This window comes from Streptosporangium sp. NBC_01755, from assembly GCF_035917995.1.
Lineage (GTDB): Bacteria > Actinomycetota > Actinomycetes > Streptosporangiales > Streptosporangiaceae > Streptosporangium.
This window is the reverse complement of the sequence record NZ_CP109131.1, coordinates 3,470,415-3,491,935: the sequence shown is the minus strand read 5'-3', so window position 1 is coordinate 3,491,935 and position 21,521 is coordinate 3,470,415. Positions and strand designations below refer to the sequence as shown.

27 protein-coding genes are annotated in these 21,521 nt (G+C 67.9%); 16 read left to right on the top strand and 11 right to left on the bottom strand.

All coding sequences use genetic code 11. The features are described 5' to 3' along the window. The first annotated feature begins 80 nt into the window (after nt 1-80). Nucleotides 81-263 (top strand): hypothetical protein, encoded by a 183-nt coding sequence (locus tag OG884_RS16295; RefSeq protein ID WP_030919717.1) that lies wholly within the window; start codon nt 81-83, stop codon nt 261-263. Between the two features lie 40 nt (nt 264-303). Here OG884_RS16295 and OG884_RS16290 read toward each other — a convergent pair whose 3' ends face one another. Further along, entirely contained in the window at nt 304-579 is a 276-nt protein-coding gene (locus OG884_RS16290; RefSeq protein WP_326646199.1) for a hypothetical protein, read from the bottom strand. Between the two features lie 258 nt (nt 580-837). On the opposite strand from OG884_RS16290, the gene rpsF reads away from it, so the two are divergent. The 7 genes from rpsF to OG884_RS16255 all read left to right on the top strand — a co-directional run bounded on the left by rpsF (nt 838) and on the right by OG884_RS16255 (nt 5,375). After that, nucleotides 838-1,128: a 30S ribosomal protein S6 gene (rpsF, locus tag OG884_RS16285; RefSeq protein ID WP_326646198.1), complete on the top strand. Its 291-nt coding sequence runs from the start codon at nt 838-840 to the stop codon at nt 1,126-1,128. Nucleotides 1,129-1,205: 77 nt separating this feature from the next. Then, nucleotides 1,206-1,763, top strand: coding sequence for a single-stranded DNA-binding protein (locus OG884_RS16280; RefSeq protein WP_326646197.1), 558 nt, complete (start codon nt 1,206-1,208; stop codon nt 1,761-1,763). Nucleotides 1,764-1,846: 83 nt separating this feature from the next. Next, a complete protein-coding gene (gene rpsR, locus OG884_RS16275; RefSeq protein ID WP_012895699.1) occupies nt 1,847-2,083 on the top strand; it encodes a 30S ribosomal protein S18 in 237 nt (78 codons plus the stop codon). Nucleotides 2,084-2,097: 14 nt separating this feature from the next. Continuing rightward, a complete protein-coding gene (gene rplI / locus OG884_RS16270) occupies nt 2,098-2,544 on the top strand; it encodes a 50S ribosomal protein L9 (RefSeq protein ID WP_326646196.1) in 447 nt (148 codons plus the stop codon). A 225-nt stretch (nt 2,545-2,769) separates the two neighbouring features. After that, complete coding sequence (locus OG884_RS16265; protein WP_326646195.1) at nt 2,770-3,651, top strand: ABC transporter substrate-binding protein; 882 nt, start codon at nt 2,770-2,772, stop codon at nt 3,649-3,651. A 67-nt stretch (nt 3,652-3,718) separates the two neighbouring features. After that, complete coding sequence (locus OG884_RS16260) at nt 3,719-4,585, top strand: amino acid ABC transporter permease (protein ID WP_326646194.1); 867 nt, start codon at nt 3,719-3,721, stop codon at nt 4,583-4,585. Nucleotides 4,586-4,631: 46 nt separating this feature from the next. Further along, entirely contained in the window at nt 4,632-5,375 is a 744-nt protein-coding gene (locus OG884_RS16255; protein ID WP_326646193.1) for an amino acid ABC transporter ATP-binding protein, read from the top strand. 70 nt (nt 5,376-5,445) lie between these two features. Here the strand turns inward: OG884_RS16255 and OG884_RS16250 are convergent, their stop codons facing one another. Together OG884_RS16250 and OG884_RS16245 are read right to left on the bottom strand one after the other, a co-directional pair. Continuing rightward, nucleotides 5,446-6,237: an amino acid permease gene (locus OG884_RS16250; protein ID WP_326646192.1), complete on the bottom strand. Its 792-nt coding sequence runs from the start codon at nt 6,235-6,237 to the stop codon at nt 5,446-5,448. 172 nt (nt 6,238-6,409) lie between these two features. After that, a complete protein-coding gene (locus OG884_RS16245) occupies nt 6,410-7,729 on the bottom strand; it encodes an MATE family efflux transporter (RefSeq protein WP_326646191.1) in 1,320 nt (439 codons plus the stop codon). A 338-nt stretch (nt 7,730-8,067) separates the two neighbouring features. Between OG884_RS16245 and dnaB the strand changes: the two genes are divergently transcribed. Both dnaB and OG884_RS16235 read left to right on the top strand, forming a co-directional pair. Next, nucleotides 8,068-9,423 (top strand): replicative DNA helicase, encoded by a 1,356-nt coding sequence (gene dnaB, locus OG884_RS16240; RefSeq protein ID WP_326646190.1) that lies wholly within the window; start codon nt 8,068-8,070, stop codon nt 9,421-9,423. A 259-nt stretch (nt 9,424-9,682) separates the two neighbouring features. Beyond that, nucleotides 9,683-10,048, top strand: a complete 366-nt coding sequence (locus OG884_RS16235; RefSeq protein ID WP_326646189.1) for a DUF5335 family protein — start codon at nt 9,683-9,685, stop codon at nt 10,046-10,048. 58 nt (nt 10,049-10,106) lie between these two features. Here OG884_RS16235 and OG884_RS16230 read toward each other — a convergent pair whose 3' ends face one another. From OG884_RS16230 to OG884_RS16220, 3 genes are all read right to left on the bottom strand, one after another. Continuing rightward, complete coding sequence (locus tag OG884_RS16230; protein WP_326646188.1) at nt 10,107-10,268, bottom strand: hypothetical protein; 162 nt, start codon at nt 10,266-10,268, stop codon at nt 10,107-10,109. 117 nt (nt 10,269-10,385) lie between these two features. Then, nucleotides 10,386-11,111, bottom strand: coding sequence for an ABC transporter permease (locus OG884_RS16225; RefSeq protein ID WP_326646935.1), 726 nt, complete (start codon nt 11,109-11,111; stop codon nt 10,386-10,388). 5 nt (nt 11,112-11,116) lie between these two features. Next, nucleotides 11,117-12,016: an ABC transporter ATP-binding protein gene (locus OG884_RS16220; protein WP_326646187.1), complete on the bottom strand. Its 900-nt coding sequence runs from the start codon at nt 12,014-12,016 to the stop codon at nt 11,117-11,119. Nucleotides 12,017-12,172: 156 nt separating this feature from the next. On the opposite strand from OG884_RS16220, the gene OG884_RS16215 reads away from it, so the two are divergent. From OG884_RS16215 to dnaN, 3 genes are all read left to right on the top strand, one after another. Further along, the gene (locus OG884_RS16215; protein ID WP_326646186.1) at nt 12,173-13,702 is read left to right on the top strand and encodes a sensor histidine kinase; all 1,530 of its coding nucleotides are present in this window, start codon (nt 12,173-12,175) and stop codon (nt 13,700-13,702) included. Next, nucleotides 13,699-14,358 carry a response regulator transcription factor gene (locus OG884_RS16210; RefSeq protein ID WP_326646185.1) on the top strand — a complete coding sequence of 220 codons (660 nt, stop codon included), beginning with the start codon at nt 13,699-13,701 and terminating at the stop codon, nt 14,356-14,358. Before OG884_RS16215 ends, OG884_RS16210 begins: the two co-directional genes overlap by 4 nt. 104 nt (nt 14,359-14,462) lie before the next feature. Continuing rightward, nucleotides 14,463-15,560 carry a DNA polymerase III subunit beta gene (gene dnaN, locus OG884_RS16205; RefSeq protein WP_326646184.1) on the top strand — a complete coding sequence of 366 codons (1,098 nt, stop codon included), beginning with the start codon at nt 14,463-14,465 and terminating at the stop codon, nt 15,558-15,560. Nucleotides 15,561-15,629: 69 nt separating this feature from the next. On the opposite strand, the gene OG884_RS16200 is transcribed toward dnaN, so the two are convergent. From OG884_RS16200 to upp, 5 genes are all read right to left on the bottom strand, one after another. Further along, a complete protein-coding gene (locus tag OG884_RS16200; RefSeq protein ID WP_326646183.1) occupies nt 15,630-16,328 on the bottom strand; it encodes a FadR/GntR family transcriptional regulator in 699 nt (232 codons plus the stop codon). A gap of 109 nt (nt 16,329-16,437) precedes the next feature. Continuing rightward, the gene (locus OG884_RS16195) at nt 16,438-17,796 is read right to left on the bottom strand and encodes a helix-turn-helix domain-containing protein (RefSeq protein WP_326646182.1); all 1,359 of its coding nucleotides are present in this window, start codon (nt 17,794-17,796) and stop codon (nt 16,438-16,440) included. Between the two features lie 141 nt (nt 17,797-17,937). Further along, nucleotides 17,938-18,468 carry a PH domain-containing protein gene (locus tag OG884_RS16190; protein ID WP_030919774.1) on the bottom strand — a complete coding sequence of 177 codons (531 nt, stop codon included), beginning with the start codon at nt 18,466-18,468 and terminating at the stop codon, nt 17,938-17,940. 326 nt (nt 18,469-18,794) lie between these two features. Continuing rightward, the gene (locus OG884_RS16185; RefSeq protein ID WP_326646181.1) at nt 18,795-19,025 is read right to left on the bottom strand and encodes a hypothetical protein; all 231 of its coding nucleotides are present in this window, start codon (nt 19,023-19,025) and stop codon (nt 18,795-18,797) included. 184 nt (nt 19,026-19,209) lie between these two features. Then, complete coding sequence (gene upp, locus OG884_RS16180; RefSeq protein ID WP_326646180.1) at nt 19,210-19,848, bottom strand: uracil phosphoribosyltransferase; 639 nt, start codon at nt 19,846-19,848, stop codon at nt 19,210-19,212. A gap of 179 nt (nt 19,849-20,027) precedes the next feature. On the opposite strand from upp, the gene OG884_RS16175 reads away from it, so the two are divergent. The 3 genes from OG884_RS16175 to tadA are packed head-to-tail and all read left to right on the top strand — an operon-like array spanning nt 20,028 to nt 21,506. After that, on the top strand, nt 20,028-20,537 hold the full coding sequence (locus OG884_RS16175; RefSeq protein ID WP_245651776.1) for a tRNA adenosine deaminase-associated protein: 510 nt from the start codon (nt 20,028-20,030) through the stop codon (nt 20,535-20,537). Between the two features lie 16 nt (nt 20,538-20,553). Further along, complete coding sequence (locus OG884_RS16170) at nt 20,554-21,045, top strand: tRNA adenosine deaminase-associated protein (RefSeq protein WP_326646179.1); 492 nt, start codon at nt 20,554-20,556, stop codon at nt 21,043-21,045. Nucleotides 21,046-21,062: 17 nt separating this feature from the next. Next, nucleotides 21,063-21,506, top strand: a complete 444-nt coding sequence (gene tadA, locus OG884_RS16165) for a tRNA adenosine(34) deaminase TadA (protein ID WP_326646934.1) — start codon at nt 21,063-21,065, stop codon at nt 21,504-21,506. Nucleotides 21,507-21,521 lie beyond the last annotated feature (15 nt).

The following is a 21,521-nucleotide window of genomic DNA, read 5'->3' as shown; positions in this document are numbered from 1 at the left end:
CCGTTTCAACGGCGAGGCCCTGGGCAGTCGCAGGTCGCGCCCTACCACCCACCCCCACGGGCCGAACACAAGGAGTCCACGTGGCCTACTACCGCAGAGGGATCAGTCTCATCGGCCTCATCTACATTCTGGTCGGCCTCTACGTCGCCTGGGTGTACGACTACATCACTCCCGCGCTCCTGAAGGACGTCGCCGAAGCTCTGCTGGCGGTCTTCCTGTGGTTCCTCGTCCTGCTCGGCGTGGACCTGCGCCTGAATGGTTAGCCGTCCCGGTGCCGGGGCGGCCCTCGCCTGATTCGGGGCCTCACGGGAGGAAGCCTCCGTGATAGATGCCGAAGGCCACACCGACGAACGAGGCCACGATGCCCACGATGTTCAGCGCGCGCTCCGGCGTCGTCGCGGAGACGTACTGCGAGTAGAGGCCCCCGCAGAATCCCAGCACCCCCGCCCACGACGCGACGACATGCGCGGAGGGGATCAGCCCGGTGGCGAAGGCGAGCAGCCCGCAGCCGATCGTGACGACGCTCAGCACGTTCTCGACCTTGTGACGACGTCCGTCGGTGTTCAGCGTGAACCGCAAGGGCCTGTTCCGGGCATGTCCATGAGCACGAGGCATTTTCACCGCCTCCTCTTTCTCCTGCGACAGGACGTGCCCGGCGAGGCGACGGCCCAACCCTTGACGGACTGGTACGCTGGCACGGCTACGTCGAATGGGTGTGTTATCGCCCACCCTCCACCCCGAGCGCCGAAATGGGCGCCCGAGGTGAAGCACGTCAGCGTCCTCCTGTCACGGCACGGTGTCGTGACCGCAATAGTCCAGAGGAGGTTGGAAGTCAGCATGCGCCGTTACGAAATGATGGTCATTCTTGACCCCTCGCTCGATGAGCGTACGGTCGCCCCTTCCCTCGACCAGTTCCTCACGGTCGTCCGCAACGACGGCGGCACCGTGGAGAAGGTCGACGTGTGGGGTCGCCGCAGGCTGTCCTACGACATCGCGAAGAAGCCCGAGGGCATCTACGCCGTCATCGACCTGAGCGCCGAGCCCGCCACGGTCAAGGAGCTCGACCGGCAGATGAACCTCAACGAGGGAATCCTGCGCACCAAGGTTCTCCGCCCGGACGTGCACTAACTCCCGGCATTTTGTCGGACGGCAGCCGTACTCTGAGCCGATAACCAGCGAAGGCCGCAGGAAGGGCAGCGCTAGCCATGGCAGCAGGCGACACCACGATCACCATCGTCGGCAACCTCGTCGACGATCCGGAGCTGCGCTTCACCCCCACGGGGCAAGCGGTGGCCCGGTTCCGCATCGCATCCACTCCGAGGTTCCTCGACAAGACGACCAACGAGTGGAAGGACGGCGAAGGCCTGTTCCTGACCTGCAACGTGTGGCGGCAGGCGGCGGAGAACGCCGCCGAGAGCCTCCAGCGTGGCATGCGGGTCATAGTTCAGGGACGGCTGCGCCAGAGGTCTTACGAGACCAAGGAAGGCGAGAAGCGCACGGTCTACGAGGTTGAGGTCGACGAGGTCGGCCCCTCCCTGAGGAACGCGACCGCCAAGGTCAACAAGACCGCCCGTCAGGGCGGTGGCGGTGGCTTCGGCGGTGGCCCGGCCAACGACCCGTGGGCCTCCGCGGCGCCCGCCGCACCGCAAGGTGGCGGTGGCTTCGGCGGCGGCGGCAACAACTACGGGGGCGGCGGCCAGCAGCAGCAGCAGGGGGGCGGCGGCTTCGGCGGCGGCGACTTCAGCGACGAACCGCCTTTCTAGGGACGACGGTCCTCCCGCAGTCCCAGTCCATATCCGCAGCGACCATTCCCGCCTGACGGCGGGGCTCTGAAAGGAGCACCACGATGGCCAAGCCGGCACTGCGCAAGCCCAAGAAGAAGGTTTGCCTGTTCTGCCACGACAAGATCTCCTACGTCGACTACAAGGACACGGCGCTGCTTCGGAAGTTCATCTCCGACCGCGGCAAGATCCGTGCCCGCCGGGTGACTGGCAACTGCACCCAGCACCAGCGTGACGTGGCGACCGCTATCAAGAACGCTCGTGAGATGGCGCTCCTGCCGTACATGAGCACCGCGCGCTAAGGAGGTCCGGACAGATGAAGCTCATTCTCACCAGTGAGGTCACCGGCCTCGGTGCCCCCGGCGACATCGTCGAGGTCAAGGACGGCTACGGCCGCAACTACCTGCTTCCCCGCAGCTTCGCGATCCTCTGGACGCGCGGCGGCGAGAAGCAGATCTCCTCGATCAAGAAGGCTCGCGACGCCCGCGAGATCCGCGACCTCGGCACCGCCAAGGAAGTCGCCGGCCGGCTGCGGGCACTGAAGGTGGTTCTGAAGACGAAGGCCGGCGAGTCCGGTCGCCTCTTCGGCTCCATCACCACGGGTGACGTCGCCGAGGCCGTCAAGGCCGCCGGTGGCCCCGTGCTCGACCGCCGTCGCATCGAGATCGCCTCCGCGATCAAGAGCCTCGGCTCCCACCGGGTCAGCGTCAAGCTGCACCCGGAGGTCTCCGCGTCCCTCGATGTCGAGGTCGTCGCGGTCTGAGAGGCCCAGTGAGACAAGGGCTCCTCCCCGTTCGCGGGGAGGAGCCCTTGTTCTTTCGCAGCCGTTGTGTTGCTTCTCCGCGGCCTGACCGCCCGTCGGGATATCGGCGGGGGTGTGGAAAGCTCTTCGTTCGCGAGAAGAGGCTCACATGCCGAGACCGTGTTACTCCAGGTCATCGCTGATACGTACAATTCGGAAATCGTTGCTTCCCCTGGAGGTCTTGTCATGGTCCGTCCTTCGATGCTGCTCGCGCTCGGTGCCCTCGCGGCGACCGCGGTGGCCTGTGCGCCGGCCTCGGAAACGACGACCCAGACGAGCTCTGCGGCCCCGAGCGCCTCCGGAGCCGCCGCAGGCGCCTGCGCCAAGGACGGCCTCGCGCTGAAGACCCCCGGCAAGCTGACCATCGGTACGGACAAGCCCGCCTACGAGCCGTGGTTCAACGGCGACGACCCGTCCAACGGCAAGGGCTTCGAGAGCGCTGTCGCCTACGCCGTCGCGGGCCAGATGGGCTTCGCCGAAGGCGATGTCACCTGGGCCACCGTGAAGTTCGACTCCGCGTTCGCGCCGGGCGCCAAGCAGTTCGACTTCGACGTCAACCAGGTGTCCGTGACCCCCGACCGGGCCAAGGTCGTCGACTTCAGCAAGGGCTACTACACGGTCAAGCAGGCGGTGGTCGCGCTGGACGGCTCGAAGGTCGCCGCCGCCACGGGCCTGGCGGACCTGAAGGACGCCAAGATCGGCGTGCAGGTCGGCACCACCTCGCTGCAGGCGGTCAAGGACGTCATCCAGCCCTCGGCCGAGCTCAACGTCTACAACGAGCAGATCGACGCCGTCAACGCGCTGAAGAACAAGCAGGTCGACGCCGTGGTGGTGGACCTGCCCACCGCGTTCTACGTGACCGCCGCCCAGGTCGAGAACTCCAAGATCGTCGGCCAGTTCGGCACCGCCTCCGGCGTTCCCGAGGTCTTCGGCGCGGTGTTCGAGAAGGGCAGCCCGCTGGTGAGCTGCGTCAACGAGGCGATCGACAAGCTGACCGCCTCCGGCGAGCTGGCGAAGATCGAAACCGAGTGGCTCGGTTCCGCCGCGGGCGCGCCGGAGCTGAAGTGATCCCGGAGCCCATGTCCTCGGTCCCGCCGCGGGCACGGAGCGCGTACGGTTCGCGCCGCGACGCTCGATGAGGAACGACGAGAGCCTGGGACTCCCCGCCGGCTGGACGAAGAGCGAGCGGCAACTCGAGCGGGAGCGGCTCCGTAGGAAGTCGTCTCTCCGTTCGGGCTCCGTCGCGACGGTCTCGACGATCATCGTGATCGTCCTGCTGCTCTGGCTCTTCACCGCCTCCCCGGGCTGGCCCCGGGTGCGAGACACGTTCTTCGACCCCGAGCAGTTCGCCAAGGCGCTGCCGGACGTGTTGAGCGGGTTCCTACTCAACATCAAGATCTTCCTGATCGCCGAGCCGCTGATCCTCCTTGTGGGCCTGCTGGTCGCGCTGGCCCGCAACCTCACGGCGCCGGTCTTCTTCCCGCTGCGCGCCCTGGCGGTGGTCTACACCGACGTCTTCCGCGGCGTGCCCACGATCCTCATCATCTACCTCGTCGGCTTCGGGCTGCCCGCGCTCGGCCTGCAGGGCACACCGACGGATCTTGCGACGCTGGGCATCATCGCGCTCACGCTCTCGTACGGAGCGTACGTGGCGGAGGTCTTCCGGGCGGGTATCGAGTCGGTGCATCCCAGCCAGCGAGCCGCCGCCCGGTCTCTCGGCCTGAGCCACGGCCAGACCATGCGCCACGTGGTGGTGCCACAGGCCGTGCGCCGGGTGGTGCCGCCGCTGCTCAACGACTTCGTCTCGCTGCAGAAGGACACCGCGCTCGTCGCCACGATCGGCCCGCTGGAGGCACTGAGGCAGGCGCAGATCCACGTCGCCGGCAACTTCAACTACACCCCCTACCTGGTGGCGGCGCTGCTGTTCATCCTGCTCACCATTCCGATGGCCCGCTTCACCGACTATCTGGCGGCCCGCTCGCAGAGGCGGCGGAGCCAGTGAGCGGGCGGACCGGCGCGCACGGCACCGTGAAGGAACAGGAGGGAACATGAGCCTGCTGACCATCGAGGGCCTGTGGAAGAACTATCGGGGCCACAGCGTGCTTCGCGGTATCGACCTGGAGGTCGAGCCGCACGAGGTGGTCTGCCTGATCGGTGCCTCGGGATCGGGCAAGTCCACGCTGCTGCGCTGCGTGAACCTGCTGGAGACCGCCGACGACGGCACGATCCGCCTGGACGGCGAGGAGATCACCGACGCCCGCGCCGATCTCAACGACGTGCGCAAGCGCATGGGCATCGTGTTCCAGGCCTTCAACCTCTTCCCGCACATGACCGTGCTGGACAACATCACACTGGCCCCGCGGAAGGCGCACGGCGTGGGCAGGAGGCAGGCCGAGCAACAGGCCCGCGACCTGCTGTCCAGGTTCGGCCTGCAGGACAGGGCGAGCGCCTATCCCGACCAGCTCTCCGGTGGCCAGCAGCAGCGCGTCGCCATCATCAGGGCCCTGGCCACCCAACCCCGCCTGATGCTGCTGGACGAGGTCACCTCGGCGCTGGACCCGGCGCTGGTCAAGGAGGTGCTCGGGATCATCCGGGAGCTCAAGGAGGGGGGGATGACCATGGTCCTGACCACACACGAGATGGGTTTCTGCCGCGAGATCGCCGACACCGTCTGTTTCCTCGACGGTGGCGTGCTCCTGGAGCGCGGCACCCCTGAACAGATTTTCACCGATCCCCGTGAGTCCCGTACCAGGGAGTTCGTGCAGAGCGTGATCGACGCCCGGCGCCTCTGACGTTCTCAGGCCTCCCGGGAGGCGGGATTTTCGAAGGATGGGGCCCGCGCTCCGGCCGCTCGCCGAGATCTCAGCGCCGGTGCTTGCCGCGGAACCCGGTGCCGGGACCGCCGGGACCTCCAGGAGGGCCAGGGAGGCCGGGAGGGCCGAACCAGCCGAAGGCGCCCGTCTGGCCGAAGACGATGCCGAGCAGCGGGGAGTTCAGGGCTTTCTCGGCCTTCTCGGCGGGCACCGGAGGCACCGGGATGGCCGCGAGGTTGCGCCGGTCGAAGTGGAGGGCACCGACCACGATGACCGCGCCGACGGCCAGCAGTTTGGCGATGACGATGATCCACAGGGCGCGCAGTCCGACGCGGGCGCCCAGGGCCACCACGGCCGTCAGGATCACCAGGATGAGCAGCGCGAAGAGGTCGAAACCCGTGTGCCTGCCGACCATCCCCGCGACCACGTCGGGAAGGCGTACCCCGAAGTCGGTGAGCATCTGGGCGGCGTAGAGCGACCATGCGCGGGCCACCGTCGCCGTGGCCAGCAGAAGCTCCATGATCAGAGCCCAGCCCACGACCCAGGCCCAGACCTCGCCGAAGATGACGTAGGTGAAGGTGTAGGCGCTTCCCGAGGTCGGCATGGCGGAGGACAGTTCGGCGATGCAGAAGGCCACGAGCAGGCTGGTGATTCCCGCGATCATGAAGGAGAGGACCACGCCGGGTCCGGCCATGGTCGCCGCCTGGCGGCCGGCAAGGCTGAAGATGCCCGCACCGATCATGACGCCGATACCGAGGACGACGAGGTCGGCCCTGCGATAGGCCATGGGCAGTCCGTGGCGTGCGCCGGTCCACCGGTCTGTGGCATGGCTCGGAGGCATGCGGCGCACGATCGACGGGGGAGGACCTTCGGGCACGGCCTGGCCAATCGTGGTGGGTTAAATATCCTTATTGTCGGACTCGTTTCACGGTGCCGCAGGAGGGTTACGCGGGACAAGGGCTATCCGGTCACGTCGTGGACACCACAGTGTCACGCCCGGATTACCCGCCCGATCAGCTGCCGACCACCAGCCACGCCGTGCCGTACGCGCGCACGGAAAGGGTGATCAGCCGGGCGGTCATCCACAGCCCGAACGCCAGCCAGAGCATCACCAGGCCGCCGCCCCAGAGGTCCACCAGCAACGCGGCGGGCAGGTAGGCGATCGTCGTCAACACCCCCGCCCAGGCCAGGTAGCGCCGGTCGCCGGCGCCGATCAACACGCCGTCCAGCACGAACACCACTCCGGCGATCGGCTGCAGGACGGCGACCACCCAGAGCAGGTCGAGCAGTTCGGTGGCGACGACCGGACTCACGTCGAACAGAGCGGGTACGAACGGCCTGGCCACCACCACGGCGAGGCCGAGCAGCACGCCGGAGCCCGCTCCCCAGATCACCATCCTCCAGGTCGCCCCGCGGGTCCCCGCCACGTCGCCGGCGCCCAGGGCGCGACCGGTGATCGCCTGTCCGGCGATCGCGATCGCGTCCAGGGCGAACGCCATCAGGATCCAGATCCTGATGGCGACGGTGTAGGCCTCGATCTGGTCCGCGCCCATGCGGGTGGCCACCGTGGCGGATACGGCCAGCACCGTCTGCAGGCACGCCGTGCGGATGACCAGGGCGATCCCGGCCGCGCCCGCCGCCCGTACACCCGCCGGGTCCGGGCGGAACGGCGCGCGGTAACGGACGAAGATCAGGGCGAGATAGACGACGGCGGCGAGCGACTGGGCCAGCACCGTACCCCAGGCCGAGCCGGCGATCCCCCAGCCCAGTCCCAGGACGAACGCGACGTTGAGCACCGCGTTCAGCGCGAAGGATCCCACCGACACCAGCAGCGGAGTCACGGTGTCCTGCATGCCACGCAGCACGCCCGTGCCCGCGAGCACCACCAGCATGGCGGGAACGCCGAGCAGGCTGATCCGCAGGTAGGTCACCGCCTGCCGGGCGAGCTCCCCCTCGGCACCGATCAGGTGAACCAGCCAGGGTGCCAGGGGCCAGACGACCACGATGATCGCCAATCCCACCCCGGTGGCCAGCCAGAGGCCGTCCACCGCCTGTCGCAGTGCCCGCCCTGTCTGGCCCGCCCCGATCTGCCGGGCCACCGCCGCGGTCGTGCCATAGGCCAGGAACACGCACATCCCCACCAGGAAGCTCAGCACCGTGCTCGCCACCCCCAGGGCGCCGAGCGCGGGGGCGGGCAGGCGGCTGACGATGACGGTGTCCGTCAGCAGGAAGAGCGGTTCGGCCACCAGGGCACCGAACGAGGGCAGTGCCAGCCGCAGGATCTGCCTGTCGTGGTCGCGACCGGATGGGCCGGGTCGACGGGTAAGAGTCACAGCTCCATTTTGCCTCTTACCTCTCAGCGGATCTTCAGCGGGATGAACCGGTCGGGTCATACCATCTAAGGCGACTCCCGGCGTGTCGCCCCAACTTTCTTTTCTCCACAGGCAGTGGATTACGTTTCCCCTGGTCAGAAAGGTATCCACAGCTGTGGACAACAGTTATCCACAGGACTGTCCCCAGGCTGCCCACACCTCTGGGGAAGAAGTGCACAGCTTATCCACACCTCTGTCGACAGCCCGCGTTGCCAGTCGGGGCGCGGAGCCGCGAAACTGTCACACCGGTCGGCTAAAAATAGAGATAGCGTAACTGTGTTCGAAAGAGGGGGTGTGTGGTGAGCATCGCGGAGCCACCGGTCTTCGAGCCAGGTTTCGAGCGCACCCCGCCGAACAACATCGAGGCCGAGCAGTCCGTCCTGGGCGGCATGCTGCTGTCCAAGGACGCCATCGCCGACGTGGTCGAGATCCTGCGATCCGACGACTTCTACCGGCCCGCCCACCAGATCATCTACGACATCATCACCGACCTCTACGGCCGCGGTGACCCCGCCGACGCCGTCACCATCTTCGACGAGCTGCAGAAGCGAGGCGAGGTCGCCCGGGTCGGTGGCGGAGCCTACCTTCACACGCTGACCGCCGTCGTGCCGACCGCGGCCAACGCCGGTTACTACGCGAGGATCGTCCGGGAGCAGGCCATCCTCCGCCGCCTGATCGAGGCAGGCACCCGTATCGTCTCCTACGGCTACGGCGGGCAGGACGAGGAGGTAGACGACCTCGTCGACCGTGCCCAGGCGGAGATCTACAAGGTCACCGAGCGCCGCACCTCCGAGGACTACATCCCCCTGGCCGACATCATGCCGGGTGCCCTCGACGAGTTGGAGGCCATCGGCGGCCGAAGTGGTCAGATGGTCGGTGTCCCCACCGGTTTCCAGGACCTCGACTCCCTCACCAACGGCCTGCACCCCGGCCAGATGATCGTCGTGGCTGCCCGCCCGGCCATCGGCAAGTCGACTTTGGGGCTGGATTTCGCCAGATCCGCCGCTATCAAGCATGGCATGACGACCGTGGTGTTCTCGCTGGAAATGTCGCGTAACGAGATCACTATGCGCCTGCTGTCGGCCGAGGCGCGGGTGTCGCTGCAGGCCATGCGCTCGGGCACGATGACCGACGACGACTGGGCCAAGCTGGCCCGGCGGATGGGCGAGGTGGCCGAGGCGCCACTGTTCATCGACGACTCGCCCAACATGTCGATGATGGAGATCAGGGCCAAGTGCCGCCGTCTCAAGCAACGCAACGACCTGCGGTTCGTCATCATCGACTACCTGCAGTTGATGTCCTCGCCGAAGAAGACCGAGAGCCGCCAGAACGAGGTCTCGGAAATCTCCCGGGCCATCAAGCTCCTCGCCAAGGAGCTGGAGGTGCCGGTGATCGCGATCTCCCAGCTCAACCGCGGTCCCGAGCAGCGAACCGACAAAAGGCCCATGGTTAGCGACCTCCGCGAATCCGGAAGCATCGAGCAAGATGCCGACATGGTCATCCTGCTGCACCGGGAGGACGCCTACGAGCGCGAGTCGCCCAGGGCGGGCGAGGCCGACCTGATCGTGGCCAAGCACCGTAACGGCCCCACCGCCACGGTCACCGTGGCGTTCCAGGGCCACTACAGTCGCTTCGTCGACATGGCCCCCCACTAGTCGGCACCCTTCTGGCCGGCTAATTCGTCTCAAGCGCGTCTTCATAACCTGTGACCACGCTCGGTCACCACCGAAAGTGAGCCGGCGCCGAAAACCGTACAGTCCCCCGGCCGCTTGCCCTGCCCGGCCGTATGGCGTTCGGGATCCTGCTGCCCCGACAGGGGGATTCCTACTCGATCGGGTGATGTGGCGCGGTCTCGGGATCGCTAAGAATGGGGCCGACGCAGCCTACGGGCTTCGACCGGGAGGGAACCATGACATGAACCAGCAGCGGCCGGAACTTACGCGTGAGGAGTGGCATGAGTTCTTCGACAACATGACGCGCAACTACGAGGGCACCGAGGTGACGATCGAGGTGATGAGCAAGGAGTTCGGGGATCTGCTGGAGGCCGAGAAACTACCGCTGGCCTACCTGGAGTACGACGCCAAGGACGATCAGTTCTCGGCCGGGGTGGGGGGCCGTGACGGGCGCTATCCGGTGGTGCTGCGCCATACCGTCGACCACCCGCAGAGGATCCTGACCGACACCATGCAGCAGGGCACGATGCGAGTGTTCGACGTCTTCGACGCCGATGGGGGTCAGACGATCGTGACCCTCTACCTGACCTCGGTCTCCTCAGCGTAGCCACGCCCTCCCTACGCCCGGGAGACAACCGTTTCACCTTCTGCCCGTTTTCGGAGAACTACTCGCGGTGCCGGCAAGAAACCTGCGGGATCCGGCCGTCCGCGCCGACCCGTGCGATCGCGGCGTCGATCTCCGCCAGAGCCGCGTCCGTCGAGAGCGGTCGTCCGGCGAAGGTGGTGCTCGCCGCGGTGTGGGCGTGGTCGACGATGACGGCGACCACGTACGTCGAACTCCTCCCGGGGAGGGAGACGGAAAGAAGCCGTGGCTCGTCCCTGCCCCTCGCAAGGGACGAACCACGGCGGACTGTGCGGGCGTACGCGGATCAGGCCCCGGGCCGCTACTCCCAGCGGAACAACCACGCGGCCAGTCCACCTGTGGCCAGCACGGTCACCGCCATCACCAGCAGGTGCAGCGGCTGCGGCGCGTGCCCCGCCCACGCGGCGCGGAGTGCGTCGGCGAACGGGGCCATCGGCAGGAAGTCGCCGATCCGCCGCACCAGGTCCGGCATCAGTTCGCGGGGAATCCACATCCCGGCCATGAACAGCAGCGGGAACATCAGCAGCGAGCCGATGCCCGGCGCGGACTTCGCGCTGGGTGCCACGGCGGAGATCAGCAGCCCCAGGCCGAATATCGAAGCCGTGCCGAGCACGAACACCCCGGCGAAGACCAGCGGGCTTCTGGGCGGGATCGAGCCGAGAACGAGATAGCCGAGGCCGATGAGGAGGACCGTGGCGACGATCGCCACCGCGAGGTTGTTCACCACCTGGGCGACCAGCAGCCGGACCGGGCTGACCGGGGTGGTGGACAACCGGCGCAGCACGCCGCTCTCCCGGTAGCCCACCAGCGTTCCCGGCAGGACGGTCAGCGCCATGGTCACCACGGACAGGATCACCATCATGCTCGGGAGCTGAGTGTCGATCATCCGCTCCCCGCCCAGGTCGGGGGTCGCCTCTTGGAGGCCGGGGATGCTGCCCAGCACGAGCAGCAGCACCAGGGGCAGCAGCACCGCGAAGATCGGGCCGCCGGGGTCCCGAAGGAAGAGTTTGGCCTCTGTCGGGATCATCTTGTTCACGAGGAGATCTTCTTTCCGGTGAGGCGCAGGAAGGCGTCGTCGAGGGTTGCCTGCTCCACACGCAGGTCGGCGGGTACGACGTCGGCGGCGGCCAGGGCGGTCGTGATCGCGAGCAGCAGGTTGCCGGTACCGGTGACCGCGACCTGTCCGCCGCTGCGGTTCACCCCGGTGACCTCGGGCAGTGCCCTGAGCACCGAGTCGTCGAGCGGGTGGGAGGGCCGGAACCTGATGGTCTGTTGCCCGCCGACCCTGGCGATCAGGCCCGACGGGCTGTCCATCGCGACCACCTGGCCGGAGGCGATCAGCGCGAGCCGGTCGCAGAGCCGCTCGGCCTCCTCCATGAAGTGGGTGACCAGCAGGATCGTCACACCGTCGTCGCGTACCTGTTCGATGAGCTCCCAGGTGTCCCTGCGGGCCTGGGGGTCCAGCCCCGTGGTCAGCTCGTCCAGGATCGCCACCCGAGGGTTGCCGACCAGGGCCAGTGCGATCGAGAGCCGCTGCTGCTGGCCGCCGGAGAGCTTCCCGTAGGGGGTGTCACGCTTGTCGGCGAGCCCGACCCGCTCCATCAGCGTGACCCAGTTCGCGGGGGCCCGGTAGAAGGACGCGTACAGGTCGAGCGCCTCCCACACCTTGAGCTTCTCCGGCAGCGTGGAGCTCTGCAACTGGACGCCCAGCTGTTCCTTGAGCCCGGTACCGGTCAGGCCACCGAGCACGCTGACGGTACCGGAGTCGGGGACGCGCAGGCCGGCGACACACTCCACGGTGGTCGTCTTGCCGGCGCCGTTGGGGCCGAGAACTCCAAAGATCTCGCCCTCTTCCACGGTGAACGAGACGTCGTCCACCGCCAGGTGGTCGCGGTATCGCTTGCGGAGGTTGTTGACCTCGATGACCTTCATGCTCACCGACGCTAGGAGCCGTGCCGTGCGGGGAGAATCCGTCTGGGTCCCCGGAGGGGGCAGGCCAGGCACCCGAAGGCGGTGTGGCTACCTCCACCCCCGGACGGCGTTCACCACCACTGGGCAGGTCCGGGCCGGATCGCCGACACTTGACCCATGAGAACGTACGCGGTGGCGGTCGGCAGGGCACTGGCTCTGGGAGCGATGGCGCTGGCGGACGCCGTGCTGGTGGCGCTGACCCTGGTCGCGTTCGTGCTGACGTTCGGGCTGGGGATGGTCTTCATGTTCCCCTCGCTGGTCCAGCTGATCAGGCACCGTACGGCGCTCGCCAGAAGGTTGACCGGCAGGTGGCTCGGGACCGCGGTGCAGGCTCCCTACCTGCCGCCGCCACTGCCGTCTCGGCCCCAGCCCGACGGCTGGTACCGCTACGAGCGCCAGCTCTACAAGACGCCGCGCTGGCCCGACTGGAACAACCGCTGGAAGTGGATGATGGGCGACCCGGCCACCTGGCGGGACGGGGTCTGGCTGTTCCTCAATCCGGTGATCGGTGCCGCTCTGTTGCTGCTACCCCTCAGCCTGGCGGGAGGCGCCGTCCTGGCGTCCCGGTTCGCCGTCCCGGTGACCGTGCCCCTGGCTCTGGGATGCGCCGCCGCCGTCGCACTGGTCGCGACGCCCCGCCTGCTGCGGGGGTACGCGTGGTGGAACTGCCTGCTGCTCTCTCCCACCGCCAAGTCCGTGCTCGCGGCGCGGATCCAGCGGCTCGACCAGGCGCGCCTGGCGACCGTCGACTCCCAGTCGGCCGAGCTGCGGCGGATCGAGCGTGACCTGCACGACGGCGCGCAGGCGAGGCTCGTCGCGATGGGCATGACGCTGGGCGCGGTCGAGGAGCTGATGGACAAGGACCCGGCCGCGGCCAAGGCCCTGCTCGGCAAGGTCAGGGAGGCATCCTCCGCCGCGCTCGTCGAGCTGCGCGACCTGGTCAGGGGCATCCACCCGCCGGTCCTGGCCGAGCGTGGCCTCGGCGACGCGGTGCGCGCTCTGGCGCTGGACAGCCCGTTGAAGGTCACGGTCACCGTGGACCTGGACACCCGCCCGGACTCGCCCGTCGAGTCGGCCACCTACTTCTCGATCAGCGAGCTGCTCACCAACGCGGCCCGTCACGGTGGCGCCGAGCGGGCATGGATCGACATCAGCGGCAATGACCACGCGCTGCGGGTCGTGGTCACCGACGACGGTTCCGGGGGGGCCGACCCCTCCCTGGGCAGCGGCCTGCGAGGCATCGAGCGCAGGCTGGCGGCCTTCGACGGGGTGCTCGCGGTCAGCAGCCCGCGCGGTGGCCCGACCACGGCCACGTTCGACCTGCCCAACGCGCTCGCCGAGAAACGCACCGACAGCAAGTCCCTGCCCCGTGGAAAGGCCATCATCGTCGGGATCTGCTGGGGGCTCGGCTGGCTCCCGCTCTTCCCGCAGGGGCTGGTGACGATGGTCATGAAGCTCATCGACACCGAGCACCTCAGCTGGTTCCTCGCGCTCTACCTGCCCGAGCCCGTGCAGTGGCCGCTGATCGTCTTCAATATCCTGCTGGGCCTGTCCATGTACGCCGCGGGCATGCTCATCCCCGTGATGCACTCCCGCCGGCAACGGTTGGCGGAGGTCGGGCCGGCCCGCCTATGGTTGGGCCGATGAGTCTCCGAGTCGTTATCGCCGAGGACCTGTACCTCCTGCGAGACGGTCTGGTCCACCTGCTCCAGGCGCATGACTTCGAGGTCGTGGCAGCGGTCGAGTCCGGGCCCGAACTGCTGAAGGCGCTGATCGAGCTCCAGCCCGACGTGGCGGTGGTCGACGTGCGCCTCCCGCCCACCTTCACCGACGAGGGGCTCCAGGCCGCGCTGGCGGCGCGCGGGGCCGTCCCCGGTCTGCCGGTGCTCGTCCTGTCCCAGCACGTCGAGCAGCTGTACGCGCGCGAGCTCCTGGCCGACGGCTCGGGAGCGGTCGGCTACCTCCTCAAGGACCGGGTCTTCAACTCCGAGCAGTTCGTCGACGCGGTCCGCCGGGTCGCCGCGGGAGGCACCGCGATGGACCCGGAGGTGATCGCCAAGCTGCTGGCCAGCACTGTCCGCCACCAGCCGCTCGGCGCGCTGACCCCGCGCGAGCGCGAGGTGCTGGAGCTGATGGCCGAGGGCCGCTCCAACGCGGCCATCTCCCAACGCCTGTTCCTCAGCGAGAGCGCGGTCGGCAAGCACACGGCCGGCATCTTCGCCAAGCTCGACCTTGCCCCCTCCGACGACGACAACCGTCGTGTGCTCGCCGTCCTGACCTATCTCAACGCCGCCCGAGGCTGATTTCCCCAGGCCCGGGCCCTGTTCTGTCGGTCTTGGCGGATAACGTGCTGTCGAAGGACGGTTTCCGCACGTGGCGGTGCCGTTCGGGACGAAGGGATGATCAGGTGAAGTTCCGGGTGAACCGTGATGTCCTGGCCGACGCGGTGGCCTGGGTGGCCCGGGTGCTGCCGAGCCGACCGGCCATTCCCGTGCTCTCCGGCCTGCTTCTGGAGGCCGACGACGATCTCGTGCTGTCGGTCTTCGACTACGATGTCTCCGCTCGCGTTTCGATCGAGGCCGTCGTGGCGGAGCCCGGCAGGGCACTGATTCCGGGCCGGATTCTCGCGGAGATCACCCGCAGCCTGCCCGGCGACGTGGTGGAGGTCGCCACCAGCGGTTCCGAGGCGGTTCTGACCTGCGACAGCGCGGAGTTCGGCCTGTTGACCATGCCGGTTGACGATTTTCCCTCCCTCCCCAAGATGCCGCCCAAGATCGGTGCTGTCGGCGGTGGGATCTTTGCGGCCGCGGTCGGCCAGGTGGCTCCGGCGGCCAGCCGCGACGAGACCCTCCCCATGCTGACCGGCATCCGGGTCGACATCTCCGGCGACGACGTGACCATGGCCGCCACCGACCGCTACCGCATCGCGGCCAGGGAGTTCGGCTGGCGCCCCGAGCGGCCGGGTACCACGGCCGCCGCCATGGTGCCCGCGCGGGTGCTCGTCGAGGTGGCCAAATCGATGCGCGGTGGCGAGGTGTCCGTGGCGCTGGGCGACGGCATCGCCGGTTTCGAGAGCGTGGGCAGGTCAACCACCGTCCGCCTGCTCGACGAGCAGTTCATCGACTACCGCGCGCGGCTGACCGACGACTGGTCGATCAGGGCCGATCTGCGGGTGGCCCCGTTCATCGACGCGATCAAGCGGGTCGCGCTGGTCGCCGAGCGCAACACCGCGGTCCGGCTCTCCTTCGGTCAGGGGCAGGTTCTCATCCAGGCGGGTGGCGGCGACATCGGCCGCGGCACCGAGGTCGTCGCCGCGGAGCTGTCCGGCGACGACATTCAGATCGCCTTCCAGTCCCACTTCCTGCTCGACGGCCTGAGCGGTGTCGAGACCGAGTTCGTCCGGCTCAACATGGAGTCGCCGAGTCGCCCGGCCCTCATCACCGAGGTTCCCGGCGGTGCCGACCCCACTTTTCGCTACCTCGTGATGTCCCTGCGCCTGACCTGAGCGCTTCCACGCCCCGCCCACCGGCCGGTGGGCGGGGCCCCGCACTGTGAGAAGGATGGGCGGGAGATATCAGGCGGAGAGACCCTCATCCGTCAGGGCGATCAGGATGTGCTCCATGCACGCGTGTCCCGCGTGTTCGGCGGCGGCGGCGTCACCGGCGGAAATGGCGCGGGCGATGGCGTCGTGCGGGATGTAGGTGGTGTTCAGGGTGCTGCTCAGCGAGGTGCCCGCGGCGGTGATGCTGGCACGCAGCGCCGCCGAGAAGTCCTCGTAGAGCTCGATCAGCACCAGGTTGTGGGTGGCACGGACCACCGCGATGTGGAAGGCCAGGTCGGCCTCGACGAACGCGTTGGGTTCGCCCAGTTCCCAGGCATGATCCCGCTCGGCCAGCGCCGCCTCGATTGCGACGATGTCGGCGTCGGTGCGCCTGGTGGCGGCGAGCCTGGCGGCCTCCACCTCCAGCGCACGCCGCACCTCCAGGATCTCAAGCTGCTCGGCGGAGCGTAGCCGCCGCAGCATGGCCCCGGAGAGCTCGCTCGTGGCGCGAACGTAGGTCCCGTCACCCTGGCGGCACTCCAGCAGGCCGGCGTGTGTGAGCGCCCGCACCGCTTCGCGCACGGTGTTGCGACCGACCCCGAGCTGTTCGGCGAGCACGGTCTCGGTAGGGATCTTCGCGTGCATCTGCCAGGAGTTAGAAGTGATCTGCTCCCTGAGTTGATCGATCACTTGGTCGACGAGGGATGCTCGCTGCGCCGTACGCAGACTCACCGTCCGCCTCCTCCGGAGAAACCAATCATCCTATGAATCAATGACTGGTAGACCCTAGTTATTCCAGAGGTGCGAAAACAAATCTGGAACCTTTTAAGCGAAACCGGCCTTACCGGACCAGAGCCGAGTCGACGGTCACGCCCACCAGCGCATCACGCACGCCAGCGGTTTCGAGAGCCCTACGATACGCGCTGGTCTGGTCATCACGTGCACCGACCTGGCCGTACAGGTCCCCGAGGTCACGCCAGACTCGCGCGGCCTTCCGGTCGGGACCGGAAAGCTCGTACCGGACGCCGTTCAGCAACTGTCTGGCGGTGTTCAGGACGGTCATGACGCCGCTTCGGCCGTCGGCCAGCGCGATCCGGGCGAGAACCAGCTGCGCGGTCGCCCCGATGGCGCCCGCCTGGCCGCCCGGCAGATCGAGGGCGGTTCTGGCCAGACCCGCCGCACCCTGAACGTCGCCGGTCGCCAGCCGGACCTGGGCGAGTACGACGATGCTCCTGACGTACTCGTGGATGCGCTCGGGGAGCGCCGCGAAGACCTCGCTGGCGCCGGTCGCGAGCTCGTGGGCCTCATCGAGTGACCCGTCGCCCGTGGAGGCGGCGAGACGTGCCCAGTCCATCGCGATGAGGGCGAGTTGCGACGCCATCCGTGCCGGGCGTCCGGTCGCGATCGCGTCGTCGGCGAGGCGGACGGCCAGCGCCGAGTCCTCGCCGTTGGAGGCGGTGACGCTCGCCTGCCAGAGGGCGTGGATCTCCGCGATGCGGTTGACCGCGGTGGGGACGCCATTGGCCGACAGGACGTGCCGGACGTAGGACATGCTCTGTGAGCCGGGCCCGAGGGGGGCTTCGGCCTCCATCAGGGAGGCGGCCAGTTCGACGGCGATCTCGCCCTGCGACAGGGGCAGCCGGTTGACCTCGCTGAGCGCGTGGGCGGCCAGGTCGCGAGAGCGAGGGATGTCTCCGGCACGCTGGTAGCAGCGGCTCAGCGCCACCGTCAGCGGCAGGTCGGCCAGGCGCTCGGGGTGGGCGGCCGCCTCACGGCGGAGTCGCTCGAACGCCTCCAGCGCCGGACCGACCCTGCCCTGGGCCTCCAGTGCGCGTGCACGGCCGAGCCGCGCGTGCGCGGCCAGCATCACGTTCTCCTCGCCGGCGACCTTGACGATCTCACCGAAACGATCCGCCGCGACGGACGGGTCGCCGTGGAGGAGCTCCAACTCCGCGTGGCGCAGACCAAGCTCGGTGTCGATGCGCTGGCGTGGCTCGATCCCATGCAGCAGGAACTCGGTGGTGCACCCCAGTCGCTCGGCCAGCAGACGGGCGACCACGGGGGTCGGCGTCCGCTTGCCGGACTCGATGAGGGAGACGTAGCTGTCGGAAAGGTCGGGTCCTGCCAGCTGGGCCTGGGACATGCGCCTACTCAGTCGCAGCCTGCGGACGCGGTCACCGATGGTTCCCTGACTCGGCATCTGATCTCTCAGGGCGGGGGGTGGTCAATGTTCCCGCCATGATTGCATGAAGCAGTCGAATCGGGTAACCCCGCGTGAAAAATCCTCACCAGGGAGTGTAGGCAGCCACTATGTCATTGCTGTCATTGTGGACATAGAGCGCTAATCATCCGAATCATTGCCCCCTGGGAAGAGCATCTGGCAGACCTCCAGGTAGAGGGTCTCCGGGTACGGGATGTAATTAACCCTCGACAGAGCCTGGTCCTGACCGGCCGACTCCAGGACGAACTCGCCGTAGCCCAACATGCGGCCGAGGATCGAGCGCTGGAAGCTCATGTCGGTCACTTTGCCGAGCGGCATCATGTCGACCTTGCGGGTGATCAAGCCGGTGGTGAGCAGCATGCGCTTGGAGGTGACGACGAAGTAGTCGACCGACCACTCCGCGACCTTCCAGACGAAGCGGATCAGCAACAGCAGCCAGGCCCACCAGACGATGACGAGCACCCCGCCGCCGCCCTGGTCGCCGAACCACTTGCTCAGCAGTCCGGCGAGGATCAGGCCGCCGAAAACCTCGGCGACCGCGCGAAGCAGCACGGCTGGGTGGCGCCGCACCATGATGACCTGGTGTTCGTGGGGGAGTAGGTAGCGGTTGACCGACGAGGGAGCCGAGTCCCCGTGGGTCACGAGCCTCATGACAGATGTGAGACGAATTGGGCCAGAGAATCGGCCGCCGTGTAAACCGTGTCCATGGCACCCCTTACAGCGTTGGCTGCGTCACCTGGTCGGGTGAACAGGAAAAACGCCACAAAACCGACAGCGCTATACGATAGGACTTTCTTGACCTGCACCTTGGCCTCCCACTACCACTCACCCACTGCACCCGCCATATACATTACCCAGGGCCGTGCCGAGGTAAAGCGCATCGGCTCATTCGGTCTCGTACGCGTCGCGAGGATCCTGTGCGAATCCTCGCGGGGCACATCCAGCCCGTCCGTGCGCCTCGTCACCCGTCACCTCTGTCACCCGCGCTCGCTCGCGACCAGTGCGAGGACTTCGAGGTGCTTGCGAGCGATCCGCTCGACCAGCGTCGGATGGGCGTGGCCGACGACCTCCAGCGCTCCGTAGTGAGCCGCCTCTATGCAACGGGTCACCGTGGTCGCCGGATGGATCTTTGAGAACTCGTCCCTGAGCGCGGCGCTGAAGTCCGCGTAAGGGTCGGGCTCGGTGTCCGGGATGATTCGCTCGCTCATGGTTCTCCCTGGTGTGCGCCCGCGGCCTCGGCGGACCGGGGACACAGAAGAGATGTCTTCGCGACTCTTCGTACCCGCACGACAGCTTTATGTAACGATCGACAGGTAGAAGAACCGTCCTTCAAGAGAAAAGGATGGTTCTGAAATCCCGGAGCATTCGGGCCGGCGGCGATGCGGAGAGTGCTCAGACGACGCCGTAGAGGCGGTCTCCGGCGTCGCCCAGCCCTGGGACGATGTAGCCCTGCTCGTTCAGGCGCTCGTCCAGGGCCGCGGTCACCAGGCGGATCGGCTTGCCGCTGCCTGCGAAGACCTCGTCCATGTAGGCGATGCCCTCGGGGGCGGCCAGCAGGCAGAGCGCGGTCACGTCGTCGGCGCCCCGGTCGAAGAGGAACTGGATCGCAGCGGCGAGGGTGCCGCCGGTGGCCAGCATCGGGTCGACCACGTAGACCTGACGGCCGGAGAGGTCTTCGGGCAGCCGGGTGGCGTAGGTCTCCGCCTGCAGCGTGGACTCGTTGCGGATCATTCCCAGGAAACCGACCTCGGCCGTCGGCAGTAGCCGGGTCATGCCCTCCAGCATCCCCAGTCCCGCGCGCAGGATCGGGACCACAAGCGGGTAGGGCTGTGCCAGCCGCACGCCCTTGGCGGGGGCCACGGGCGTCTGTACCGACCACTCGGTGACGCGGACGTGCCTGGTCGCCTCGTAGGCCAGCAGGGTCACCAACTCATCGGCGAGACGCCGGAAAGTGGGCGAGTCCGTGCTCGCGTCCCGCAGCACGGTCAGCTTGTGGGCCACCAGAGGATGGTCGACGACCAGGGTTTCCATGGTGGCCAAAGATATCCTGGACATTCGGTCGGCGACAGGCCGGGGGGACGAAGGGCGGTACCTGTTCGACATCACCCGCTCACTCGGATTTGATCACAATTTGGTCGGAGAGACCCACGTCCGGGTCTCGCTTCTGAAAGCATTGACATCCGTAGAGAAAGCATTCGGTGGGGATGGCCATGTCAGACGAAGACTCGCTGGACTTTGCCATCGTGATCTACCGCGAGGACGACGGCTGGGAGGCGGAGATGCTCCCCGTGGCCCTCACATCCGACCTCGATGGCCTCATCCACGCCCTGCGCCAGCAGCCGAGCATGAACGGCACGATTGGCCTGGTCGCCGTTGGGGATGAGTTCTTCGTGGCGCTACGGGTGTTCGGCGAGAGGGTCGAGGTCTTCCTCTCCGACATCGCCGCGTCCTGGGATTTCCCGCTCGCCCGGCAGGCGCTGGAATACCTGGACGTGCCGGTTCCCGACGAGGACGAGCTCGACGCGATTCTTCAGGACGAGGAGACGGCGCTCCCCGCGGGCGATCTGTCGATCTTCGCGGACCTGGGCCTCGACGAGATGGAGCTCGGCATCCTGTCAGGCGACATCGACCTCCTGCCGGAGGACGTCTTGTCCAGCATCGCCGCGCGGCTGGGGTTCTCCGAGCCGTTCGAACGCGCCATCGACTCTGTGTTCGGCTGACCTCGGGAGATCGGCCATGCCCTCCAGACCACCCGGTAACAGCGTTTTCTCTGCGGCCTTCGTCCGTACGACGGACGGTTGGAAGGGCGCGGAGGTCGACCTCGGTGAGGCCGAGATCGTCGACGATCTCGGCGACGCCGTTCAGGAGCATCTGGGGCTCAACGGCGACGAGCTTGCTCTTCTGTGCGTGGAGGTGGAGGACGAATGGTTCGCGATCGTCCGATACCAGGGCGACCTGGAGCCGCGCACGTTCCTGTCCGACGCCCATGCGGGGCTCTCCGACGGCCTCGGTGAGCTCTTCACCGAGCTCGCCGGGGTGGCGGTCGACAAGGACACCCCCGACCTGGGCGTGCGGCCGGCGGGCGACTTCGAGTTGCTGGACGACCTCGGGCTGAGTTCCGACGAGCTCGTCGAGCTCAGCATGGAGGAGGGCGCGCTCCCCGGTGACACGCTCTCGGTGATCGCCGAGCGGCTGGCCTTCGCCGACGAGCTCGACCGGTTGCGTTGACGGCCTACGTCGGGGAGATGAGGCTCGCCCTGGCGCAGGCCGCCGAAGCCGGAGCCCGCGGTGAGGTGCCCGTCGGTGCGGTGGTCATCGGCCCGGACGGCTCCGTGCTGGCGCGCGCGGGAAACAACAGGGAGGCCTCGGCGGACCCCACCGCACACGCCGAGGTGCTCGCGCTGAGGCAGGCCGCGAAGGCGTGCGGGCGGTGGCGGCTGACCGGCTGCACGCTGGTGGTCACCCTGGAGCCCTGCACCATGTGCGCGGGAGCCGCCGTGCTCGCCCGGGTCGATCGTGTCGTCTACGGCGCCGTGGACCCCAAGGGCGGAGCGGCGGGGTCGCTCTGGGACGTGCTCAGAGACCGCCGCCTCAACCATCGGCCCGAGGTCCTGCCGGGAGTCCTGGCCGATGATTGCGCGGCGGTTCTCACCGAGTTCTTCACCGCTCGCCGGATGCGCGAGCAATAGCGGTTATCCGGTAGG

Coding starts and splice junctions, on each gene's coding strand:
- rplI (WP_326646196.1), top strand. CDS start 2,098: ATGAAGCTCATTCTCACCAGTGAGGTCACCGGCCTCGGTGCCCCCGGC.
- upp (WP_326646180.1), bottom strand. CDS start 19,848: ATGGAAACCCTGGTCGTCGACCATCCTCTGGTGGCCCACAAGCTGACC.
- OG884_RS16190 (WP_030919774.1), bottom strand. CDS start 18,468: ATGAGGCTCGTGACCCACGGGGACTCGGCTCCCTCGTCGGTCAACCGC.
- OG884_RS16175 (WP_245651776.1), top strand. CDS start 20,028: ATGTCAGACGAAGACTCGCTGGACTTTGCCATCGTGATCTACCGCGAG.
- OG884_RS16185 (WP_326646181.1), bottom strand. CDS start 19,025: ATGAGCGAGCGAATCATCCCGGACACCGAGCCCGACCCTTACGCGGAC.
- OG884_RS16210 (WP_326646185.1), top strand. CDS start 13,699: ATGAGTCTCCGAGTCGTTATCGCCGAGGACCTGTACCTCCTGCGAGAC.
- OG884_RS16215 (WP_326646186.1), top strand. CDS start 12,173: ATGAGAACGTACGCGGTGGCGGTCGGCAGGGCACTGGCTCTGGGAGCG.
- OG884_RS16235 (WP_326646189.1), top strand. CDS start 9,683: ATGAACCAGCAGCGGCCGGAACTTACGCGTGAGGAGTGGCATGAGTTC.
- rpsF (WP_326646198.1), top strand. CDS start 838: ATGCGCCGTTACGAAATGATGGTCATTCTTGACCCCTCGCTCGATGAG.
- OG884_RS16225 (WP_326646935.1), bottom strand. CDS start 11,111: ATGATCCCGACAGAGGCCAAACTCTTCCTTCGGGACCCCGGCGGCCCG.
- OG884_RS16265 (WP_326646195.1), top strand. CDS start 2,770: ATGGTCCGTCCTTCGATGCTGCTCGCGCTCGGTGCCCTCGCGGCGACC.
- rpsR (WP_012895699.1), top strand. CDS start 1,847: ATGGCCAAGCCGGCACTGCGCAAGCCCAAGAAGAAGGTTTGCCTGTTC.
- OG884_RS16255 (WP_326646193.1), top strand. CDS start 4,632: ATGAGCCTGCTGACCATCGAGGGCCTGTGGAAGAACTATCGGGGCCAC.
- OG884_RS16260 (WP_326646194.1), top strand. CDS start 3,719: ATGAGGAACGACGAGAGCCTGGGACTCCCCGCCGGCTGGACGAAGAGC.
- OG884_RS16170 (WP_326646179.1), top strand. CDS start 20,554: ATGCCCTCCAGACCACCCGGTAACAGCGTTTTCTCTGCGGCCTTCGTC.
- OG884_RS16280 (WP_326646197.1), top strand. CDS start 1,206: ATGGCAGCAGGCGACACCACGATCACCATCGTCGGCAACCTCGTCGAC.
- OG884_RS16250 (WP_326646192.1), bottom strand. CDS start 6,237: ATGCCTCCGAGCCATGCCACAGACCGGTGGACCGGCGCACGCCACGGA.
- OG884_RS16195 (WP_326646182.1), bottom strand. CDS start 17,796: ATGCCGAGTCAGGGAACCATCGGTGACCGCGTCCGCAGGCTGCGACTG.
- OG884_RS16220 (WP_326646187.1), bottom strand. CDS start 12,016: ATGAAGGTCATCGAGGTCAACAACCTCCGCAAGCGATACCGCGACCAC.
- tadA (WP_326646934.1), top strand. CDS start 21,063: ATGAGGCTCGCCCTGGCGCAGGCCGCCGAAGCCGGAGCCCGCGGTGAG.